Source organism: Streptomyces sp. SID10853 (assembly GCF_010548145.1).
In the GTDB taxonomy this organism is placed as follows: domain Bacteria; phylum Actinomycetota; class Actinomycetes; order Streptomycetales; family Streptomycetaceae; genus Streptomyces.
In genome coordinates this window covers 1-19670 of record NZ_JAAGLN010000129.1, presented here as the reverse complement: position 1 = coordinate 19670, position 19670 = coordinate 1, and the positions used below count along the sequence as shown (strand labels likewise).

General features: G+C 70.1%; 21 protein-coding genes, 1 tRNA gene and 1 pseudogene. 12 read left to right on the top strand and 11 right to left on the bottom strand.

From position 1 onward, the window contains the following. Window positions 1-1054: pseudogene (locus G3I19_RS22655) on the top strand (DNA helicase RecD); the annotation flags it as partial. Window positions 1055-1135: 81 nt separating this feature from the next. Here G3I19_RS22655 and G3I19_RS22650 read toward each other — a convergent pair. Beyond that, window positions 1136-1861, bottom strand: a complete 726-nt coding sequence (locus G3I19_RS22650; protein WP_164265517.1) for a hypothetical protein — start codon at window positions 1859-1861, stop codon at window positions 1136-1138. A 47-nt stretch (window positions 1862-1908) separates the two neighbouring features. Between G3I19_RS22650 and G3I19_RS22645 the strand changes: the two genes are divergently transcribed. Further along, on the top strand, window positions 1909-2097 hold the full coding sequence (locus G3I19_RS22645) for a DUF5703 family protein (RefSeq protein ID WP_164265516.1): 189 nt from the start codon (window positions 1909-1911) through the stop codon (window positions 2095-2097). Window positions 2098-2187: 90 nt separating this feature from the next. On the opposite strand, the gene G3I19_RS22640 is transcribed toward G3I19_RS22645, so the two are convergent. The 3 genes from G3I19_RS22640 to G3I19_RS22630 form a co-directional block, all read right to left on the bottom strand. Continuing rightward, window positions 2188-2973: a chaplin gene (locus tag G3I19_RS22640; protein ID WP_164265515.1), complete on the bottom strand. Its 786-nt coding sequence runs from the start codon at window positions 2971-2973 to the stop codon at window positions 2188-2190. Window positions 2974-3115: 142 nt separating this feature from the next. Next, on the bottom strand, window positions 3116-3349 hold the full coding sequence (gene chpH / locus G3I19_RS22635; RefSeq protein ID WP_164265514.1) for a chaplin ChpH: 234 nt from the start codon (window positions 3347-3349) through the stop codon (window positions 3116-3118). A 172-nt stretch (window positions 3350-3521) separates the two neighbouring features. Further along, a complete protein-coding gene (locus tag G3I19_RS22630; RefSeq protein WP_164265513.1) occupies window positions 3522-4856 on the bottom strand; it encodes a M20/M25/M40 family metallo-hydrolase in 1335 nt (444 codons plus the stop codon). Between the two features lie 188 nt (window positions 4857-5044). Here G3I19_RS22630 and G3I19_RS22625 point away from each other — a divergent pair. Continuing rightward, a tRNA-Leu gene (locus tag G3I19_RS22625) sits at window positions 5045-5132 on the top strand. Window positions 5133-5187: 55 nt separating this feature from the next. Here G3I19_RS22625 and G3I19_RS22620 read toward each other — a convergent pair. Next, window positions 5188-5949, bottom strand: a complete 762-nt coding sequence (locus G3I19_RS22620; protein ID WP_343235175.1) for an AraC family transcriptional regulator — start codon at window positions 5947-5949, stop codon at window positions 5188-5190. 176 nt (window positions 5950-6125) lie between these two features. Between G3I19_RS22620 and G3I19_RS22615 the strand changes: the two genes are divergently transcribed. Further along, a complete protein-coding gene (locus G3I19_RS22615; RefSeq protein ID WP_164265512.1) occupies window positions 6126-6527 on the top strand; it encodes a cupin domain-containing protein in 402 nt (133 codons plus the stop codon). A 175-nt stretch (window positions 6528-6702) separates the two neighbouring features. Further along, window positions 6703-9108 carry a glycoside hydrolase family 95 protein gene (locus G3I19_RS22610; RefSeq protein ID WP_164265511.1) on the top strand — a complete coding sequence of 802 codons (2406 nt, stop codon included), beginning with the start codon at window positions 6703-6705 and terminating at the stop codon, window positions 9106-9108. 114 nt (window positions 9109-9222) lie between these two features. Here G3I19_RS22610 and G3I19_RS22605 read toward each other — a convergent pair whose 3' ends face one another. Together G3I19_RS22605 and G3I19_RS22600 are read right to left on the bottom strand one after the other, a co-directional pair. After that, the gene (locus G3I19_RS22605; RefSeq protein WP_343235174.1) at window positions 9223-9561 is read right to left on the bottom strand and encodes a hypothetical protein; all 339 of its coding nucleotides are present in this window, start codon (window positions 9559-9561) and stop codon (window positions 9223-9225) included. After that, window positions 9555-10013: an ATP-binding protein gene (locus G3I19_RS22600; RefSeq protein ID WP_164265510.1), complete on the bottom strand. Its 459-nt coding sequence runs from the start codon at window positions 10011-10013 to the stop codon at window positions 9555-9557. The genes G3I19_RS22605 and G3I19_RS22600 overlap by 7 nt, the downstream gene beginning before the upstream one ends. A gap of 202 nt (window positions 10014-10215) precedes the next feature. On the opposite strand from G3I19_RS22600, the gene G3I19_RS22595 reads away from it, so the two are divergent. From G3I19_RS22595 to G3I19_RS22585, 3 genes are all read left to right on the top strand, one after another. Next, window positions 10216-11076, top strand: a complete 861-nt coding sequence (locus G3I19_RS22595; RefSeq protein ID WP_164265509.1) for a helix-turn-helix transcriptional regulator — start codon at window positions 10216-10218, stop codon at window positions 11074-11076. Further along, window positions 11076-11312 carry a DUF397 domain-containing protein gene (locus tag G3I19_RS22590; RefSeq protein WP_164265508.1) on the top strand — a complete coding sequence of 79 codons (237 nt, stop codon included), beginning with the start codon at window positions 11076-11078 and terminating at the stop codon, window positions 11310-11312. Before G3I19_RS22595 ends, G3I19_RS22590 begins: the two co-directional genes overlap by 1 nt. Before the next feature lie 63 nt (window positions 11313-11375). Continuing rightward, entirely contained in the window at window positions 11376-12182 is an 807-nt protein-coding gene (locus tag G3I19_RS22585) for an SAM-dependent methyltransferase (protein ID WP_164265507.1), read from the top strand. 63 nt (window positions 12183-12245) lie between these two features. Here G3I19_RS22585 and G3I19_RS22580 read toward each other — a convergent pair whose 3' ends face one another. From G3I19_RS22580 to G3I19_RS22565, 4 genes are all read right to left on the bottom strand, one after another. Beyond that, window positions 12246-12875, bottom strand: coding sequence for an MBL fold metallo-hydrolase (locus tag G3I19_RS22580; protein WP_164265506.1), 630 nt, complete (start codon window positions 12873-12875; stop codon window positions 12246-12248). Continuing rightward, on the bottom strand, window positions 12875-13960 hold the full coding sequence (locus G3I19_RS22575; RefSeq protein WP_164265505.1) for an S-(hydroxymethyl)mycothiol dehydrogenase: 1086 nt from the start codon (window positions 13958-13960) through the stop codon (window positions 12875-12877). The genes G3I19_RS22580 and G3I19_RS22575 overlap by 1 nt, the downstream gene beginning before the upstream one ends. Window positions 13961-14000: 40 nt before the next feature. After that, window positions 14001-15449: an amino acid permease gene (locus G3I19_RS22570; RefSeq protein ID WP_164265504.1), complete on the bottom strand. Its 1449-nt coding sequence runs from the start codon at window positions 15447-15449 to the stop codon at window positions 14001-14003. Window positions 15450-15567: 118 nt separating this feature from the next. Beyond that, complete coding sequence (locus G3I19_RS22565; protein ID WP_164265503.1) at window positions 15568-16269, bottom strand: FadR/GntR family transcriptional regulator; 702 nt, start codon at window positions 16267-16269, stop codon at window positions 15568-15570. A gap of 154 nt (window positions 16270-16423) precedes the next feature. Here G3I19_RS22565 and G3I19_RS22560 point away from each other — a divergent pair, with 154 nt between their 5' ends. The 4 genes from G3I19_RS22560 to G3I19_RS22545 form a co-directional block, all read left to right on the top strand. Further along, window positions 16424-16933, top strand: coding sequence for a gluconokinase (locus G3I19_RS22560; RefSeq protein WP_164265502.1), 510 nt, complete (start codon window positions 16424-16426; stop codon window positions 16931-16933). Window positions 16934-16989: 56 nt separating this feature from the next. Then, entirely contained in the window at window positions 16990-18384 is a 1395-nt protein-coding gene (locus G3I19_RS22555; protein WP_164265501.1) for a gluconate:H+ symporter, read from the top strand. 41 nt (window positions 18385-18425) lie between these two features. Next, window positions 18426-19193, top strand: a complete 768-nt coding sequence (locus tag G3I19_RS22550) for an SDR family oxidoreductase (RefSeq protein WP_164265500.1) — start codon at window positions 18426-18428, stop codon at window positions 19191-19193. Next, on the top strand, window positions 19193-19670 hold a 478-nt coding region (locus tag G3I19_RS22545; protein ID WP_164265499.1), incomplete at its 3' end, for an alcohol dehydrogenase catalytic domain-containing protein. The genes G3I19_RS22550 and G3I19_RS22545, both read left to right, overlap by 1 nt.

Below are 19670 nucleotides of genomic sequence, written 5' to 3'. Positions count from 1 at the left end.
CACGGCGGCGCGCGCGCTGGGGCTGCGGGCGTACGCGGCCGCCCACACCCCCGACGGGAGGCGGCGGCTGGCCGCCACCCTGGGCGACCCTGCGGCGGCCGTCACCGTCTCCGGGCTCCTCACCGGTACGGAGGGGCCGGGGCGGGACGGCGACGGCGCTCTTGCGCTCGATCTGCTGGCCGTCGTGGACGCCCCGCAGCTGGACGTCGAGAGCGGGGCCGTGCTGGTCGAATCGCTGGCCGACGGCAGCCGGCTGGTCCTCAGCGGGGACCCGGGAGTGCTCGGTTCCGCCGGTGCCGGCCAGGTCTTCGCCGATGTCCTGGCGGCACGTGCCTGCCCGCAGCCGGCTTCCCGCACCCCCGATCCCGGCCCCATCGGCGAGCTGGTCTCGGGGATCGGGATCGGCGAGCTGAACCAGGTCGCGGCACCGGGCAAGGAAGTCGTGATCGTCCCCGTGCGGGACGCGGGTGAGGCGGTGCACCGCACCGTGCAGCTCGTCGCCGACTCCGTGCCCAGGGCCATCGGCGTGCCGGTGCCCGACATCCAGGTCATCACCCCCGGGCACGGGGGCCTTGCCGGTACCCGCGCGCTCAACACCGCGCTCAAGGAGCGTCTCAACCCCGGCCCAGGGCGCTTCGGCGGCTTCGACCCGGGGGACAGGGCCGCCTACACTCCGGAGCCCGGCAGGACAGTGCCGGGCACCGTGGTCTCGGCGGACGCCGACGGGCTGCATCTGGACTGCGCCGGCACGCCCGTCGTCGTACCGAAGGACCGGGTCGAGGCATCGGTGCGGCACGGCTGGGCACTCACCGCGCACCAGGCTGCCGCGCTGCGGTGGCCCGCGGTGGTCGTGGTGCTGCCGGGCGACGCGGCGGGCGGGCTGAACAGGCCGTGGATCTACACCGCGTTCGGCCGCGGCGAGCGACACCTCTCGGTGGTGCACGGAGTCGACCAGGCGCTGCCGCACGCGGTGGCCGAAGTCCCCGGCCCGCAGCGCACCACCCGGCTGCGCACGCTGCTGCGCCCGGCGGCGGTCCGGGACGACACGCCGTAGCCCCCTCCGTACGGGTGGCGGCCGGGACCGAAGCCCCGGCCGCCACCCGTGCCGGACACCGGACGTCACCGCCCGGACGGATCAGACCCTCTCGTCCTCCGGGTCCCCGTCCGCGGCGGCTTCGCCGGCGACGTCGTCCTCATCGTCCACGCCGTCACCCTCATCGTCGTCGTCCCCGTCGTCGAGCAGTTCGTCGTCGAAGACGGAACTGACGTCGAACCGGCACACGATCTGCTGCGGGTCCGCCTGGTCGAACGGTGTGCTCAGCCACTCCCCCGGCTCGGGCAGGTCGTCCGCGGCCGAGACCCAGAGCGTGGAGTCGCCCTCCTCGAGGCCGAACTCCTTGTGCCGCGAGGCGACCTCGTCCGGTTCGTACTCACCGAACAGCACCCCGAGCGCGGCGTGCACACTGTTGCCCACGACCGCCCCCGCGCCCGGCCCGCCGTCCGCCTCCGGGTCGAGATCCACGATGCGCTGTGCCTGCGCGAGCAGCCGCTGCGGCTGGGCCACCGCGTAGTCACGGCGGATGAGCACCGTGAGCGCGTGCGGGTCGTCGGGGCCCGCGTACGGCGGCAGGGAGTCGTCCGCAGCGGGAATCTCGAAGGGGGTGACCTCGTCGTACCGGTCGTAGAGCCTCTCGTCGTACGCCTCGGCGGCCGCCGCGAGCGCGTTGAAGGCGCTGTAGACGGCCGGGTCGTCCTCTCCCGTACGGGCTTCGACCGCGTCGAGGTGACGGTCCAGCGCGGCTTTGACCGCCTCGGCGGCGGCGCGTACCTCGGCAGCCGTGGGCTGCGCAGCATCAGACATAGGGCAGACGCTATCCGTACCGGGCCTCTGCCCGCACAATAGATGCGATGCCGGAATACGAATTTGTCGACGTGTACGTCCCGCGCGGGGTCTCCCGCACGGACACCACACGCCTGCTCACCGACCACGCCGAGTACGGACACTGGGAGTTGGACCGACTGACTCTGCACCGGGACGGCAGCCGCCGGGTGCGGCTGCGCCGGCGCATCATCCGCCAGGTGCGCGCCACCTGGTGAGGGTGCGAACCCGTCCAGTGCAGAGGGAGCGGGCCCCGCGACCGCGGGACCCGCTCCCTTTCATGCGTTCGTGCAGGGCTCAGCGGCCCCTTATGCGGCTGCCCTGGACCGCCTGTACAGGATGATCCCCCCGAGCACCATGCCGGCGCTCGCCGGAATGATCAGCCCGAGCGGGGCAGAGGAGCCGGTGTGCGCGAGCTGCTCGGCACCCGCGGGTGCCGAGACGGTCTGCGTGACCGGGGCGTGCGGCGCCGCGGGCTTCGGCGGCGTGTGGGCGCGCGGCGTTCCGGGCTTCTCCGGGTGGCCGGGCTTGACCGGGTGGTGCGGGACGTGAGCCGGCGGCGGGGTGCTCTCGTCGTTGGCGCAGTTGTTGCCGAAGACCGGGTTGAGCAGGCCGACGACATCGACGCTGTTGCCGCAGGCGTTCACGGGCACGTCGAGCGGCAGCTTGACGCTGTTGCCGGAGAGGACGCCGGGCGAGCCGGTCGTGTCACCCTCCGCCGTCGCTCCCCCGCCGCTGTGACTGCCGGTGCCGGCGTGGCTTCCGCCGCCGCTGTTGCCGGGAGCGCGGTGGCGGCCGCCGGTCTGGCCCTGCTGTCCGGTGTGGGACGTACCGGATCCGGCCTTGGCCGATGAGGCGTTGCCGCACTTGTTGCCGAACGCGGGGTTCAGCAGTCCCACCACATCCACGGTGTTGCCGCAGACGTTCACCGGCACGTGGACCGGCGCCTGGACCGAATTGCCGGAGAGCACTCCGGGCGAATTGGCCGCGGTCCCGTCGGCTGATGAGTCCGCGTACGCGTAGCCACCGCTCAGAGCGAGCACGCCGCCCGCGGCCGCAACGGTGATCAGGCCTTTCTTCGTGACCTGTCGCATAGGTTCGTTTCCTGCCTTCTACCTTCCGGAAAAGCCCGCGGACGTCATTGCCCATGGGCCGAATGCCTCTCCGGCCCCGGAGCGCATGGCGCGCGCTCCGGGGCCGGCAAGGCTCAGACCCTTGCGGGTCGGAGGTACAACGTCACTGGTTGACGCAGGTGTTGCCGAAGGCGGGGTTGAGCAGCCCGATCACGGAGACCGTGTTGCCGCACACGTTCACCGGGACGTGAACGGGCACCTGAACAACGTTGCCCGAGATCACGCCGGGAGAGTGCACGGCGGCACCCTGCGCGCCCGAGTCGGCGACGGCCATGCCCGCACCCGCGAGCACGAGACCACCGGTGACTGCCGCAGCAGCGACGACCTTCTTGATCATTAGTTCCTCCTAGTCGGCAAATACGGTCCAGACTGCGGACCGCACCACCTGTAACGAGGAGAACCCGGCGGGGCTACGAACCAATCGCGCTATTCACTCTTTCCGGTCGCATACGCACGTACAGCCGATTAGTTGGAAAGTCCTTTCAGCACTTGTCCGGTCACTTGCCCGGTCAGCACTGGTCCAGGAAGCGGTCGAGGACCCGCACACCGAACTTCAGACCGTCGACCGGCACCCGCTCGTCGACCCCGTGGAACATCCCGGCGAAGTCCAGCTCGGGCGGCAGCTTCAGCGGCGCGAACCCGAAGCAGCGGATCCCGAGGTCGTCGAAGGACTTGGCGTCCGTACCGCCCGAGAGCATGTACGGCACCGCCCGCGCGATCGGGTCCTCGGCCTTCAGCGCCACCTGCATGGCGTCCACCAGGTCTCCGTCGAAGCCGGTCTCCAGCGCCTTGTCGCCGTGCACGTCCTCGCGCTTGACCCGGGGGCCGAGGAGCTTGTCGAGGTCGGTCAGGAACTCCTCCTCGTAACCGGGCAGGAAGCGGCCGTCGACGTGGGCCGTCGCCTGCCCGGGGATGACGTTCACCTTGTAGCCGGCGCCGAGCATGGTGGGCGCGGCCGAGTTACGCAGGGTCGCGCCCACCATCTTCGCGATACCGCCGAGCTTGGCGAGGGTCGCCTCCATGTCCTCGGGGTCCAGGGGCGTGCCCAGCGCGTCGGACAGCTCGTCGAGGAAGGAGCGCACGGTCTTGGTGACCCGCACGGGCCACTGGTGCCGCCCGAGCCGCCCCACCGCCTCGCAGAGCTCGGTGATGGCGTTGTCGGTGTTGGTCATGGAGCCGTGGCCCGCGGTGCCGTCCACGGTGAGGCGCATCCAGTGCATGCCCTTCTGCGCCGTCTCCACGAGATACAGCCGCAGGTTCTCGTTGACGGTGAACGAGAAGCCGCCGACCTCGCCGATCGCTTCCGTGACGCCCTCGAAGAGGTCCGGGTGGTTGTCCACGAGGTGGCGTGCGCCGTAGGTGCCGCCCGCCTCCTCGTCGGCGAGGAAGGCGAGGACGATGTCGCGCGGGGGCTTGCGGCCGCTGCGCAGCCTGTCCCGTACGACCGCGAGGGTCATCGCGTCCATGTCCTTCATGTCGACCGCGCCGCGGCCCCACACGCAGTCGTCCACGATCTCCCCGGCGAAGGGGTGGTGCGTCCAGTCGTCGGCGTTGGCCGGGACGACGTCGGTGTGGCCGTGGATGAGGAGCGCGGGCCTCGACCGGTCCTCGCCCTCGATCCGGGCCACCGTGGAGGCGCGCCCCGGGTGGGACTCGAAGATCTGCGGTTCGAGACCGACCTCGGCCAGTTTCTCGGCCACGTACTCGGCGGCGGCGCGCTCACCGGGCCCCGAGTGGTCGCCGTAGTTGCTGGTGTCGATCCGGATCAGGTCACGACAGAGGTCCACGACCTCGTCCTGACCGGAGACGGCCCGTTCGGTGCCTGTCCTGCTGGACTCGCTCACGCTGTTTCCTCCCGCTGTCGCTGCTGGTGGTCCCCTGCCCCATACTCGCCCGCACCACCCCTGCGACCCAAGCGCGGGGACCGGCCGTCATACACGGTTCACAGACGCCGGCGCGTGATCGAGCACCTCCCAATGTTTGCTATGGTTTTCCACGTCGGAACGGCCCAGGGCCGCGAGACAGACACCTTGTCCGGGTGGCGGAATGGCAGACGCGCTAGCTTGAGGTGCTAGTGCCCTTTATCGGGCGTGGGGGTTCAAGTCCCCCCTCGGACACCAGCTGAGACCCCCACTTCGTGTGGGGGTTTTCTGCGTTCCCGTGGCTGTGGCGCGATCAACCGCCATCCCGACCGTTGACGGTGCTCCGTGCGTACCGTCCGGGCGTGATGCCCACATGGCGGGTGAAGTGCCGGTTCAGGTGGGCTTGGTCGTGGAATCCGACGGTCGTGGCGACCTCGGCGGGCCGGAGGCCATCGAGCAGGAGCCGGCGCGCTCGGTCGATGCGTTGGCCGGTGAGGTACGTGTGCGGTGGCAGGCCGTAGGTCTGTTTGAAGCAGCGGATCAGGTGAGTGGGGTGCGCATGCAGAGCTGCGGCTGCCTCGCGCAGGGAGATACCGGTGAGTATCCGAGAGTCCGGCAGCTCCCGCAGCCCGGTCGCCAGCGGGTTCGTCTCACGGCCTGGTCTGAGGGGCTGCGGCGCGTCGAGGTGGAAGCGGAGCCGCTCGCCGATGAAGGAGAGCCGGGACTCGGCTTCGAACTCGTCTCCCGCATGACCGAGGGGATTGTGCAGTTGGTGGACCCGATGACGCAACAGTCCGTCATCGAGGACCGGCTTGCCCACCGCACCGTCGGCCAATCGCTGTGGAAGCACCGAGTCATCGAGGTAGAGCACGCGCTTGCGGAAGCCCGAGGACGTGGCCGTCCGGCCGTCGTGGGGAACACCCGGAGGCAGCAGGAGGACGCAGGAGGTGCCGGTCACCCCATGGCGGCGGCGGTCGAGTGCGAAGTCGACCGCACCGTCGTCCAGGATCATCAGATCCCATGTGCTGTGGGTGTGGGCCGGATATGCGTGGTCGGTGAAGTGCGCGTGGAACACCTCGGAGATCCCGGGACGGACGGCCGCCAGGCCCTGATGGTTGCGCGAGGACGCCGTCCGGTCATGCCAGGAACGTACAAAACCGGCGGTGAACCCGGGCGGCAGGCTCGTGACACCGGCCGGAGAGCGGGAGGCAGAAGCCTCCGCAGCCGCCGGTCTTGAGGGAGGAATGCCGCATGCCCGCAGTGCCTGTTCCCGTCAACCTCGCCGACAGGCTCGCGCAGTTCAGCGAGCTGTGGTCGCAGAAGAAGGTGGCAGAGCTCAACGATTACGAGGTCAAGCCGGCCAAGCCGAAAGGGGAATTCGTCCGGCACGGCCACGCGAACGCCGATGAACTGTTCCTGGTCATCAGCGGGCGGCTCACCATCCAGCTCAGGGATCGCGATGTGGTGCTGGGGCCCGGCGAGTTGTTCGTCGTTCCCCGCGGGGTCGAGCACTGTCCGCTGGCCGAGGAGGAAACCGCCATCCTGCTGTTCGAACCCGCGGGAACGCTGAACACCGGTGACGCAGGAGGGCCGATGACCAAAGCGGCCGAGACCTTGGACCAGGCCCTGCCCGGCAGCCCGGCCGGGAGCTGAGTCAGAAGCCGAGCCAGGGGTCCGGAGGTTCGAGATACATCGGATGTCGCCGCACCGTCGAGCCCCAACCGAGCGTGAAAACCGCCCAGAACGTTGACAGCCCCCAGCAGACATCGTACGTTTCCGTCGCTTCCTGAGGTGTCGTTCTGGCACACCACGTCGAAGGGACCGGTAGATGACCCATGCCCCGGAACACCCCGCACCGTCGCGTCGAAGCGTTCTGGGGGCAGCGGGCGGCACCCTTGCCGCGGGACTCGTGCTCGGGGGGCTGCGTCCCTTCACCGCCGCCGCTGCCGGGCCGCGCCCGGCGGGGCACGGGGCACGGCTCGTCCCCGCTCCGGCGGCCACCGAGCTGCACTACCCGAAGCCCGCGAGTGAGAGCCTCATCATCCAGCAGGGGCTGCCGGTCGGAAACGGGCGCATGGGCGCCCTGCTGACCGGGGACCCCGCGCACGACGTGCTCTACCTCACCGATGCCACCCTGTGGACCGGCGGCCTCAACGACACCCTCCAGAGCGACGGTCAGTTCCCCTACGGAGCAGACGACTTCGGCAGTTTCACGCTCCTGGCCAAGGCGTCCATCGACCTGCCGGGTCATGAGCTGTCCGCCGTCACCGGCTACCGTCGCGTCCTCGACCTCAGCAACGGGCTCAGTACGGTCACCTACCGGCTGGGCGGGGTCACCTACCGGCGTGAGGTGTACGCGAGCCACCCGGACGAAGTCGTCGTCGTCCGCCTCACCCAGAGCGGCGGCGGCACCTGCACCGGTTCGCTCTCCCTCGCCGGATGGCACGGTGAGACGGCCACGGCCGACAGCGCCACCCGTACGACCTCGTTCACCGGCGCCTTCCCCAACGGGCTGACGTACGCGGCGGCCGCCGGTGTCACCAGCGGCACCGGCACCGTGGCCGTCGACGGCGCCGACGTCACCTTCACCGGGTGCTCCGACGTGCTCATCGTCATCGCGGGCGGCACGAACTACGCGCAGGACCCCGCGGCCGGCTACCGGGACCCCGACGCCGACCCGCACGCCATCGCGGCCGGCCGGCTGCGCGCCGCGGCGAACGCCGGCGGGCCCGCGCTGCTCAGCACCCATCTCGCCGACTACCAGCCGCTGTACGACCGGATGACGGTCGAGCTGGGCACCTCGACCGACACTCAGCGCTCGCTCGACACCTGGTCCAGGCTCACCGCGCTGGGCGCCGCCGGCGCACCGCCGGACCCGGAACTGGAGGCCGCGTACCTCCAGTTCGGCCGCTATCTGATGATCAGCGGCTCGCGCGACAGTGTCCCGCTCAACCTCCAGGGCCTGTGGATCGACCGTACGGATCCGGACTGGATGGGCGACTACCACACGGACATCAACGTCCAGATGAACTACTGGCTGGCCGACCGGGCCGGACTCTCGGACTGCTTCGGGGCGTTCCTCGACTACTGCCTCGCCCAGGTGCCGTCCTGGACGCGTACCACCGCCAGGACGTTCAACGACCCGCGCAACGGCTTCCGCAACTCCAGCGGGAAGGTCGCGGGCTGGACGACCGCCATCTCGGCCAACATCCACGGCGGCCTTGGCTGGTGGTGGCATCCGGCCGGCAACGCCTGGCTCTGCAACTCGCTCTGGCAGCACTACGAGTACACCCAGGACCGCTCCGAGCTGAGGAAGATCTACCCGCTGCTCAAGGGCGCCTGCGAGTTCTGGGAGGCGCGGCTGGTCACCACGGCCGTCACCGACCCCGTCACCGGCGCGTCCCGGCAGGTCCTGGTCGACGACAGCGACTGGTCGCCCGAGCAGGGGCCGACGGACGCGAAGGGCATCACCTACGCCCAGGAACTCGTCCGGGACCTCTTCGTCTCGTACCGGACGGCGGCCGCGCTGCTGAACAGGGACGCCGGTTACGCGAAGACGGTCGCCGGGCTCCAGGCCCGTCTCTACCTCCCCCAGGTCAGCCCGGAGACCGGCTGGCTGGAGGAGTGGATGACCCCGGAGAATCTGGGCGAGACCACGCACCGGCATCTGTCACCGCTGGTCGGCCTCTTCCCCGGCGACCGGATCACCCCCGAGGACAGCCCGGCCGAACTGGTCACCGGGGCACGCAATCTGCTCACCGCGCGCGGTATGTCGAGTTTCGGCTGGGGCTGCGCCTGGCGCGCGGCGAGCTGGGCCCGGCTCAAGGACGCCGACAAGGCGTACCAGCTGGTCCGTACGGTCATGGCGCCGTCCACGGGCACCAGCAACGGCACATCGCAGAACCTCTTCGACATGTACGACCTGGGGTCGCGCGCCACCCTGCAGATCGACGCGAACTTCGGCACTCCGACGGCGATGATCGAGATGCTGGTCTACTCCAGGCCGGGCGTCGTCGAGCTGCTGCCCGCGCTGCCGGGCGCCTGGGCCGCGGCGGGCCGGATCACCGGTGTCGGGGCGCGCGGCGGGATCACCGTCGATCTGGAGTGGCGCGCCGGGAAGGTGACCGCAGCGGTGCTGCGTTCCACGGTGAGTACGACGACCGAGGTGCGGGCCGGGGAGTGGCGCCGTACGGTGCGGCTGCGGCCCGGCCGGCCGGTCACGCTCCGGCCGTAGCGGCCGGTATCCGGCCCGGCCGTCGGCATCCGGCCCGGCGGCCGGCATCCTATGGGCGCAGGCCCACACCGGCTCTGCTCAAGCCGGCTCTGCTCAAGCCGGATCCTGCGGTCTTCAGGCCCACTCCGGTACTTCGCCCATGAGCTGGCACACCATCAGGTAGAGCGGGATCGGCGGGGTGTAGGGCAGCGAGTCCTGCGGCCAGTGGAGCAGCCGGGGGCGGGCCGCCGGCACATAGGCGCCGGGCGCGTAACGCACCCGGTCCGGCCAGGCGAGTTCGTGGTCGGAGCCCGAAGGGACGATCCACCACCACCAGTCGTCGTCCGCGAAGACACAACCGGGCTTGGGCAGCCTGGCAAGCAGCCGGAATCCGTGGTGTTCCGGCACCCCCACCGCGTCGCAGCCGAGCGGTGTCGAAAGAGCAGGGACGCGCGCCAGCGCATTCCTCAGCACGGCCGCCCCGCGTGGCACTCCAGCTCCGCCCAGACCAGTCGCCCCGGCCCGTGTGCCGCGTCACGCACGCCCCAGGCGCGGCTGACGGCATCGACGAGCAGCAGTCCGCGGCCGTGCTCCCCCTGCGGGGAGCGGCAGAGCTGCGGGCCCGCGGCGGCGTGCCCCTGGTCCTGTATCGCGATGCGCAGCTGGCCCCTGTCGTCGCGCAGTTCGCAGGCGATGTGGTCACCCGCCGTGTGGACGACCGCGTTGGTGACCAGTTCCGAGACGATGAGCAGCGCGGTGTCGCTGGCTTCCTCCGGGAAGTCCCAGCAGGCGAGCCGGTTCCGGGTCAGGCGGCGGGCGCGGGCCACGGAATCGGTGCGTGCCGGTAATTCGAACGCGTACCGCCGTACGTCGCTGCCGGGGCACTGGTCGATGAGCTGGGGGATGAGCGCGGTGCCTGGAGCCACAGCCGAAATCCTCACGGTTGGGTACCGCAACTGCCGCACCATCCCCCATGGGTATGCGCCAGTCGCGTGAACTGGTTCACCCGTCTACTGTCCTCCGTAACGGACACCTTGGCAAGAGGCACTTTGCAAAGTTCAGAGTGGCGTTTCACCGATGGGGCGGACATGGCACACTGCTGGACAACTGCCCAAGTGGAGGTCTCAGTTGAGTGAGCCGCGGTCCGCCCCGACCGTTGGCCAGGTTGTGCTCGGAAAGCGCTTGCAGGAATTGCGCGAGCGAGCCGGTCTGAGTCGCGAACAGGCTGCCAAGGTACTCAGGGTCGCCCAGGCCACCATCCGCCGGATGGAGACCGCCGAGGTGGCGCTGAAGATCCCCTATGTGCAGTTACTGCTGAAGGCGTACGGGATCCCGGAGGCCGAGAACGACGCCTTCGTCGAACTCGCCGAGGAGGCCAACCAGCCCGGCTGGTGGCAGCGGTTCCACGGGATCCTGCCCGACTGGTTCAGTATGTACGTCAGCCTGGAGGGCGCCGCCTCCCTCATCAGGCAGTACGAGCCGCACTTCGTGCCCGGCGTGCTGCAGACCGAGGAGTACGCGCGCGCGATCATGCTGAGCGGCGCTGTCGGCGAGACGAGCCCCGAGGACATCGAGCGGCACGTCGCGCTGCGGATGGAGCGGCAGTCCCTGCTGACACGGCCCGACGCGCCGACGCTCTGGGTCGTGATGGACGAGACCGTCCTGCGGCGGCACGCGGGCGGCCGCGATGTCATGCGCGGCCAGATCGACCGGCTGCTTCGCGCCGCCGAACTCCCGCATGTCACGCTGCAGATCGCCGAGTTCTCCAGCGGCCACCACCCGGGGACGTACGGTCCCTTCGTCCTCTTCCGTTTCGCGATGCCCGAACTCCCCGACATGGTCTACAGCGAGTACCTGACAGGCGCCGTCTATCTGGACGCGCGTCCCGAGGTGGCTGCCCACCTCGAAGTCATGGACCGCATGGCGGCTCAGGCCGCAACTGCACAACGCACGAAGGAGATCCTCAAGGATTTCCGCAAGGAGCTGTAATGGATCGCATATACAACGGCATGCCTGCCGCGGACCTCGGCGCCGATGGCTGGCACAAGCCGTGGAGCGGCGGCAACGGCGGCAACTGCATCGAGGCCATGAAGCTGGCCGACGGCAGGGTCGCCGTACGCCAGTCCGCAGACCCTGACGGCCCCGCACTCATCTACTCCACCGGCGAGATCGCCGCCTTCATCCAGGGAGCCAAGTCCGGCCAGGCCGACTTTCTCCTCACCTGACCAGCACCACGGCCGTTGTCGATATCGTTGTCCGTGCCGACCTTCCACCAACTGGAGCGTCCCATGACCGGATTAGACCCCGCACCCGTCCAGATCGACACCAGCAAGCCGCATCCGGCCCGGATGTACGACTGGTTCCTGGGCGGCAAGGACAACTATCCGGTCGACCAGGAGATGGCCGAGCAACTGCTCGCCCTGGACTCGCGGGGCAAGGAGATGGCGCGGGTCAACCGTGCCTTCATGCACCGCGCGACCCGCTGTCTAGCGGAGCACGGCGTCCGGCAGTTCCTGGACGTCGGCACGGGCATACCGACCGAACCCAATCTGCACCAGATCGCCCAGCAGTCGGCACCGGACTCCCGCGTCGTCTACTGCGACAACGACCCGATCGTCCTGGCGCACGCCGCGGCGCTGCTGCGCTCGACGCCCGAGGGCGCGACCGACTACATCCAGGCGGACGCGCGGGAGCCCGCCACCATCCTGGAGGCGGCCGGCAAGCTGCTGGACTTCGGCCGGCCGGTCGCGCTCTCGCTGGTGGCCCTGCTGCACTTCGTCGCCGACGAGGACGCGTACGAGCTGGTGAACCGGCTGATGGAGCCGCTGGCGCCGGGCAGTTGCCTCGTTCTCTCGCATGTCACGGGGGATTTCGACCCGGAGGGGTCGGCGAAGGCCGTCGAGATGTACCGGGCACGCGGGCTGACGCTGCGGCCCCGCTCGCGCACGGAGACGGCGCGGTTCTTCGACGGGTTCGAGTTCTTCGACCCCGGGGTCTCGCTGGCCGCCGAGTGGCACCCGGAGCTGGGTGAGCGGGTGCCGGTCGCCGGCGACGAGCCGATCCCCGGCTGGGTGGGCGTGGCCCGTAAGTCATGACGCCACGGGTGCTCCGGGAGGGACGCCTGACCGGCTTCCCTCCCGGAGCACCCTGCCGTGGCGTCAGCTGTCCTGGGCCAGCCACTCCGGCAGTCCTGGGGCCTCCGCGCCGATGGTCGTGGAGTCACCGTGTCCGGTACGGACCACGGTCTCCGGGTCCAGGGTCAGGAGCCGGTCCCGGATGGACGCGACGATCGTCGGGTGGTCCGAGAACGACCGGCCGGTCGCACCGGGTCCGCCCTGGAACAGGGTGTCGCCGGTGAAGACCGTGGCCAGGCCGGGGGCGTGCAGGCAGACGGCGCCCGGCGCATGGCCCGGGGTGTGCAGCACCGTCAGCGTGGTCCCCGCCACCTGGAGGGTCTGCCCGTCCTCGAGCTCACCGTCGGGAAGGCGGTCCGGGTGGGTCATCCGCCACAGCGGCAGATCGTCCGGGTGCAGCAGGACGGGCGCCCCGGTGGCCGCGGCCAGGGCGGGCGCCGCGTCGATGTGGTCGTTGTGCGCGTGGGTGCAGACGATGGCGCGCAGCGTACGGCCGTCCAGTGCGGCCTCGATCGCGGCGGCGTCATGGGCGGCGTCGATGACGATGGCCTCGCTGTCGTCGCCCACGATCCAGACGTTGTTGTCGACGTCCCAGGTGCCGCCGTCGAGCGAGAACGTACCGGAGGTGACGAGGTGGTCGACACGGGCCGCCATCAGAACTCCACCACCGAGCGCAGCACATCGCCGTCGTGCATCCGCTCGAAGGCCTTCTCGATCTCGTCGAGGCCGATGGTCTCGGTGACGAAGGCGGCGAGGTCGATACGGCCCTGCTGGTGCAGGTCGACGAGCATCGGGAAGTCGCGGGAGGGCAGACAGTCCCCGTACCAGGAGGACTTGAGCGCGCCACCGCGGCCGAAGACGTCCAGGAGCGGGAGTTCCAGCTTCATGTCGGGCGTCGGGACGCCCACCAGGACGACCGTTCCCGCCAGGTCACGGGCGTAGAAAGCCTGCTGGTACGTCTCGGGGCGGCCGACCGCCTCGATCACCACGTCGGCACCGAAGCCGCCGGTGAGCTCGCGGATGGCCTCGACGGGGTCCGAGGTACGCGAGTTGACCGTGTGGGTGGCGCCCATCCGCCGCGCGGTCGCGAGCTTCTTGTCGTCGATGTCGACGGCGATGATCTTCGCGGCCCCGGCGAGCCGGGCCCCGACGACGGCGGCGTCACCGACGCCGCCGCAGCCGATGACCGCGACGGAGTCGCCACGGCCGACCTGTCCGGTGTTGATGGCGGCGCCGATGCCCGCCATCACTCCGCAGCCGAGCAGACCGGCGACGGCCGGGGAGACCGAGGGGTCGACCTTGGTGCACTGGCCGGATGCGACCAGGGTCTTCTCGGCGAAGGCGCCGATGCCCAGGGCCGGGGACAGCTCCGTGCCCCCGGCCAGGGTCATCTTCTGCTTCGCGTTGTGCGTGTCGAAGCAGTACTGCGGCCTGCCGCGCAGACAGGCCCGGCACTGGCCGCACACGGCCCGCCAGTTGAGGATCACGAAGTCGCCGGGGGCGACGTCGGTGACGCCCGCGCCCACCGACTCCACGGTGCCCGCGGCCTCGTGGCCGAGCAGGAACGGGAAGTCGTCGTTGATCCCGCCCTGCTTGTAGTGGAGGTCGGTGTGGCAGACCCCGCACGCCTGGATCTTCACCACGGCCTCGCCGGGACCCGGGTCCGGGACCAGGATCGTCTCCACACGGACGGGTTGGTTCTTGCCGGGGGCCACGACCCCTTGGACCTGCTGCGTCATGCCGTCGACAGCCTTCCGTATCACCGAGCGGTTGGTGGCCTCAGTCTTCCAGGCCCTGACGCTCGGCGGCGACGGACGCGACGCGGCCGCGTACCAGGAACCATCCGCCGACGAGCGCGGCGGCGATCAGCGGCAGGCACTCCACGGTGGTGCGGCCCACTCCCCCGCCCCACCACATCAGGAACGCGACGGCGACCAGGAAGCAGAGGGTGACGATCTGGGTGTACGGCGCCCACGGCAGCCGGTAGGCGGGCCGGGTGACCCGGCCCTCCTTCGACCGCTGCCAGAAGAGCAGCGAGCAGAGCATGACCATGCCCCAGGTGCCGAGGATGCCGATGGAGGCGAAGTTGAGGACGATCTCGAACGCCTTGCCGGGGACCAGGTAGTTGAGCACGACACCCAGCACGCCGAAGCCCGCGGTGAGCAGGATGCCGCCGTAGGGCACCTGGCCCTTGTTCATCCGGCCGGTGAAGCGCGGCGCGGACCCGGCGAGCGCCATCGAGCGCAGGATACGGCCGGTCGAGTACAGGCCGGAGTTGAGGCTGGAGAGCGCCGCGGTCAGGACGACCAGGTTCATCACGCCGGCCGCGCCGGGGACGCCGATCTTCGCCAGCACCGTGACGAAGGGGCTCTCGCCGTCGGAGTACGCGGTGTACGGGAGGAGCAGGGCGAGCAGCACCACGGAGCCGACGTAGAAGATGCCGACCCGCCACATGATCGAGTTGATGGCCTTCGGGATGATCTTCCCGGGGTTCTCGGTCTCGCCCGCCGCGACACCGCACAGCTCGACCGAGGCGTACGCGAAGACGACGCCCTGGATGACCAGCAGCATGGGCATCACGCCCTTGGGGAAGAGGCCCCCGTCGGCACCGATGGTGCCGAAGCCGGGGGTGTGCCCGTCGACCGAGTGCTGGGTGACCACCAGATAGATGCCGATGCACATGAAGACGACGAGCGCGGCGACCTTGATGATCGAGAACCAGAACTCCGTCTCGCCGAAGTACTTGACCGAGATCAGGTTGGCGGTGAGGACGACGGCCAGGGCGACGAGCGCGCAGACCCACTGCGGGACCGAGCTGAACATCGACCAGAAGTGGGCGTAGGTGGCGGCGGCCGTGATGTCGGCGACCGCGGTGGTCGACCAGTTGAGGAAGTACAGCCAGCCGGCCGTGTAGGCGCCCCTCTCCCCCATGAACTCACGCGCGTAGCTGACGAAGGCGCCGGACGACGGGCGGTAGAGGACGAGTTCGCCCAGCGCCCGTACGACGAAGAAGGCGAAGGCGCCGCAGACCGCGTAGGCGATGGCGAGTGAGGGGCCCGCTCCCGCCATCCGGCCGCCGGCACCGAGGAAGAGGCCGGTGCCGATGGCCCCGCCGATCGCGATCATGTTGATGTGGCGGGACTTCAGATCTTTGCTGTAGCCCTCGTCACCGGCATCGACGTGCGGAGAGGGTTCGGGTTCTACCGCGGTGAGGGTGCGGTCACTCATGGGGTGCGTCGCCTTACGTGGGGAGGTGGCGGCTGATCAAGGCGTCAGCGTAAAGGGGGCGTGTCGGGCCGGAGAACCGAATGAAATCTTTGTCACAAAACGTTTGAAACGGCACCGGTCAGGGCGCCAGGACGTCCAGCTCCTTCAGTGCGCCGACCGCGATCTCTCTGGTCAGCTCCTCCGCCCGCTCGGCATTGCCTTCCCGGACGGCCTCGGCGACCTGCACATGCAAGGTCACCGCGGCGGGGTCGGGGTCGTCGAACATCACCTGGTGTTCGGTGCGTCCTGCGAGCACCTCGGCGACCACGTCGCCGAGCCTGGCGAACATCTCGTTGCCCGAGCCCCGCAGCACGAGGCGGTGGAAGGCGATGTCATGCACCAGATAGCCGGCGAGCTGGTGGCCGCGGGACGTGGCGACCATGCCGAGTGCCTGCTCGGTGAGGGCCGCGCACTGCTCGGCGGTGGCGTGGCGGGCCGCGAGCCCGGCCGCGACCGGCTCCACCGAGTACCGCAGGACGGTCAGCGAGCGGAGCTGGCGGGACCGGTCGGCGCCGGCCAGCCGCCACCGGATGACCTGGGGGTCGTAGACGTTCCACTCGTCGGCGGGCCGTACGGTCACGCCGACCCGGCGCCGCGACTCCACCAGCCGCATCGACTCCAGGACCCGGACGGCCTCACGGATCACGGTGCGCGACACGTCGAAGCGCTGGGCGAGTTCGTCGGTGCGCAGCACGCTGCCCGGCGGGTACTCCCCCGAGGTGATCGAGGGACCGAGGTTTTCCAGCACATGGGCGTGGAGCCCCGGGCCCTGAGTGGTCATGGCCTCACCCTACGGGGCATACGCCGGACCCATTAAGTATGACTTTTAAGTCACAGCCTCTTGAATAAGTCGTACCTAATGGGTTTCAGTAGCGCGACGGATCCATGTCGGCCTCCGTCGAAGTCATGTCGAAGAAGACAGCGAGGCACCACCGATGACCACCCCCCGAGTCGTAGTCCTGATGGGTGTGGCAGGGACCAGCAAGACCACGATCGGTCCGCTGCTCTCGGCCGCACTGGGCGTTCCGTACGCCGAGGGGGACGACTTCCACCCCGCCGCGAACATCGCCAAGATGTCGGCCGGCACGCCTCTGGAGGACGCCGACAGGTGGCCGTGGCTCGACGCGATCGGCCGCTGGGCGCACGAGCGCGCCGACCGGGGCGGAGTGGTCAGCTGCTCCGCGCTCAAGCGCTCCTACCGCGACCGGCTGCGGGCCGAGGCGCCCGGCGTGGTCTTCCTGCACCTGACCGGGGACCGCGAGCTGATCGAGCAACGGATGGCGGAGCGCAAGGGCCACTTCATGCCGACCGCGCTCCTCGACTCGCAGTTCGCCGCGCTCCAGCCGCTGGGCCGGGACGAGGCGGGCGCGGCCGTCGACATCTCCGGGACCCCCGAGGACATCACCGGGCGGGCCGTCGCCGCGCTGCGCGGCCTCGGCGGCTGACCGCGAGGTCGTAGGACCGCCACCACTCACTTCCTCACGAACCGAAGGAAACCACCGTGTCCAGTCTCAGCGTCGAGATGTTGGCAGCGGACCCAGCGCCGATATCGTCGGCCGGCCATGCCCAGCTGGGGATCGCCGTCCTCGCGGGCATCGCCGTCATCGTCCTGCTCATCACGAAGACCAAGCTCCACGCGTTCCTTTCGCTGACCATCGGATCGCTCGTCCTGGGAGCGGTCGCGGGCGCACCGCTCGACAAGGTCATCACCAGCTTCACATCGGGGCTCGGTGACACCACCGCGAGCGTGGGTGTCCTGATCGCGCTCGGTGCCATCCTCGGCAAGCTCCTCGCGGACTCCGGCGGCGCCGACCAGATCGTCGACACGATCCTCGCGAAGGCGAGCCGGCGCAGTATGCCGTGGGCGATGGTGCTGATCGCGGCGATCGTCGGGCTGCCGCTCTTCTTCGAGATCGGCATCGTGCTGCTGATCCCGGTGGTGCTGCTGGTCGCCAAGCGCGGCAACTTCTCGCTGATGCGGATCGGGATCCCCGCGCTGGCCGGCCTGTCCGTGATGCACGGTCTGATCCCGCCGCACCCCGGGCCGCTGGTGGCCATCGCCGCCGTGCACGCCAATCTCGGCGTGACGCTCGCGCTGGGTGTGCTGGTGGCCGTCCCGACCGTGGTCATCGCCGGTCCTGTCTTCTCCCGGTACGCGGCCCGCTGGGTCGACATCCAGGCGCCCGACCGCATGGTGCCCGAGCGGCCCTCGGAGGACCTGGAGAAGCGGCCCGGATTCGGTGCCACCGTGGCCACCGTGCTGCTGCCCGTCGTACTGATGCTGGCCAAGGCGCTCGTCGACATCGTGATCGACAACCCCGCGGACACCGTCCAGCGCACGTTCGACGTGATCGGCTCGCCGCTGATCGCTCTGCTGGCCGCGGTGCTCGTCGCCATGTTCACGCTGGGCCGGGCCGCCGGCTTCAGCAAGGGCCGGATGTCGGCGACCGTCGAGAAGTCCCTCGCCCCGATCGCGAGTGTGCTGCTGATCGTCGGCGCCGGCGGCGGCTTCAAGCAGACCCTGATCGACTCCGGTGTGGGTCAGATGGTGCTGGACATCTCCAAGGACTGGTCGATCCCGGCGCTCCTGCTGGCCTGGCTGATCGCCGTGGTGATGCGGCTGGCCACCGGCTCCGCCACCGTGGCGACCGTCTCCGCCGCCGGCCTCGTCGCACCGCTCGCCGCTGACATGTCGACGGCGCACGTGGCGCTGCTGGTGCTCGCGATCGGCGCGGGCTCGCTCTTCTTCAGCCATGTGAACGACGCGGGGTTCTGGCTGGTGAAGGAGTACTTCGGGATGGACGTCGGCCAGACGATCAAGACCTGGTCGGTGATGGAGACCATCATCTCGGTGGTCTCGCTGATCTTCATCCTGCTGCTCTCGCTCGTTCTCTAGCCACCGCCACGCTCCGGTCACGGAGAGGAACGGACCCCCCCATGGCACATCCACTGTTCGAGATCTCCGGTCGTACGGCGCTGGTCACCGGCGCCAGCAGGGGCATCGGCCACGCCCTCGCCCGCGGTCTGCTGGAGGCGGGCTGCACGGTCGTCGTCAACGGCCGGGACGAGGACCGGCTGAAGGCCGCGGCCGCCGCGCTGGAAGACACCGGGGGCACGGTGTTCACCGCCGCCTTCGACGTCACCGACGGGCCCTCGGTCGTTGCCGGGATCGCCGCGGCCGAGGAGCAGGCGGGCCCGCTGGACATCCTGGTCAACAACGCCGGGATGCAACTGCGCGCCCCGCTGCTCGACTTCACCGACGCCGACTGGCACCGCATCGTGGACACCAATCTCACCAGCGCCTTCCTGGTGGGCCGCGAGGCCGCCCGGCGGATGTCCCCCCGCGGCCACGGGAAGATCATCAACATCTGTTCGCTGCAGAGCGAGGTGGTGCGCCCCGGCATCGCCCCGTACGCGGCCACCAAGGGCGCCCTGAAGATGCTCACCAAGGGCATGTGCGCCGACTGGGGCCAGTACGGTATCCAGGTCAACGGCCTGGGCCCCGGCTATATCGAGACCGAGCTGACCCGGCCGCTGGTGGAGGACGAGGAGTTCAGCTCCTGGGTGCGCGGCCGTACGCCGGCCGGACGCTGGGGGCGCACCGATGACCTGGTGGGCGGGGTGCTCTATCTCGCTTCGCCGGCCGCGGACTTCGTGAGCGGCCAGATCCTGTACGTCGACGGCGGAATGACGAGTGTGCTGTGATGCGCGGATGTGTGATCCACGGGGTGGACGACCTGCGGGTCGATGAGCTGCCCGAGCCGGTTGCCGGTCCCGGTCTTGCCGTCGTCGCGGTGCGGTACGGCGGCGTGTGCGGCTCGGATCTGCACTACTGGCGGCACGGCGGGGTCGGTGACTTCCTGCTCCAGGAGCCGATGCTGCTGGGCCACGAGGTCGTCGGGACCGTCGTCGCGTACGGCGAAGGGGCGGAGGGCCCCGCGCCCGGCACCCCGGTGGCCGTGCACCCGGCGACGCCGTGCGGCGCCTGCCCCGAGTGCCTGGACGGGCGGGCCAACGTCTGCCGGGACACCCGCTATCTGGGCAGCGCGGCCCGTACGCCGCATGTGCAGGGCGGGTTCGCGGCCCGGATCGCGGTGCCGGCCGGCCAGCTGAGGGCGCTCCCCGCGGGTCTCGGGCTGCGCAGGGCGGCACTGGCCGAACCGCTGGCGGTGGCGCTGCACG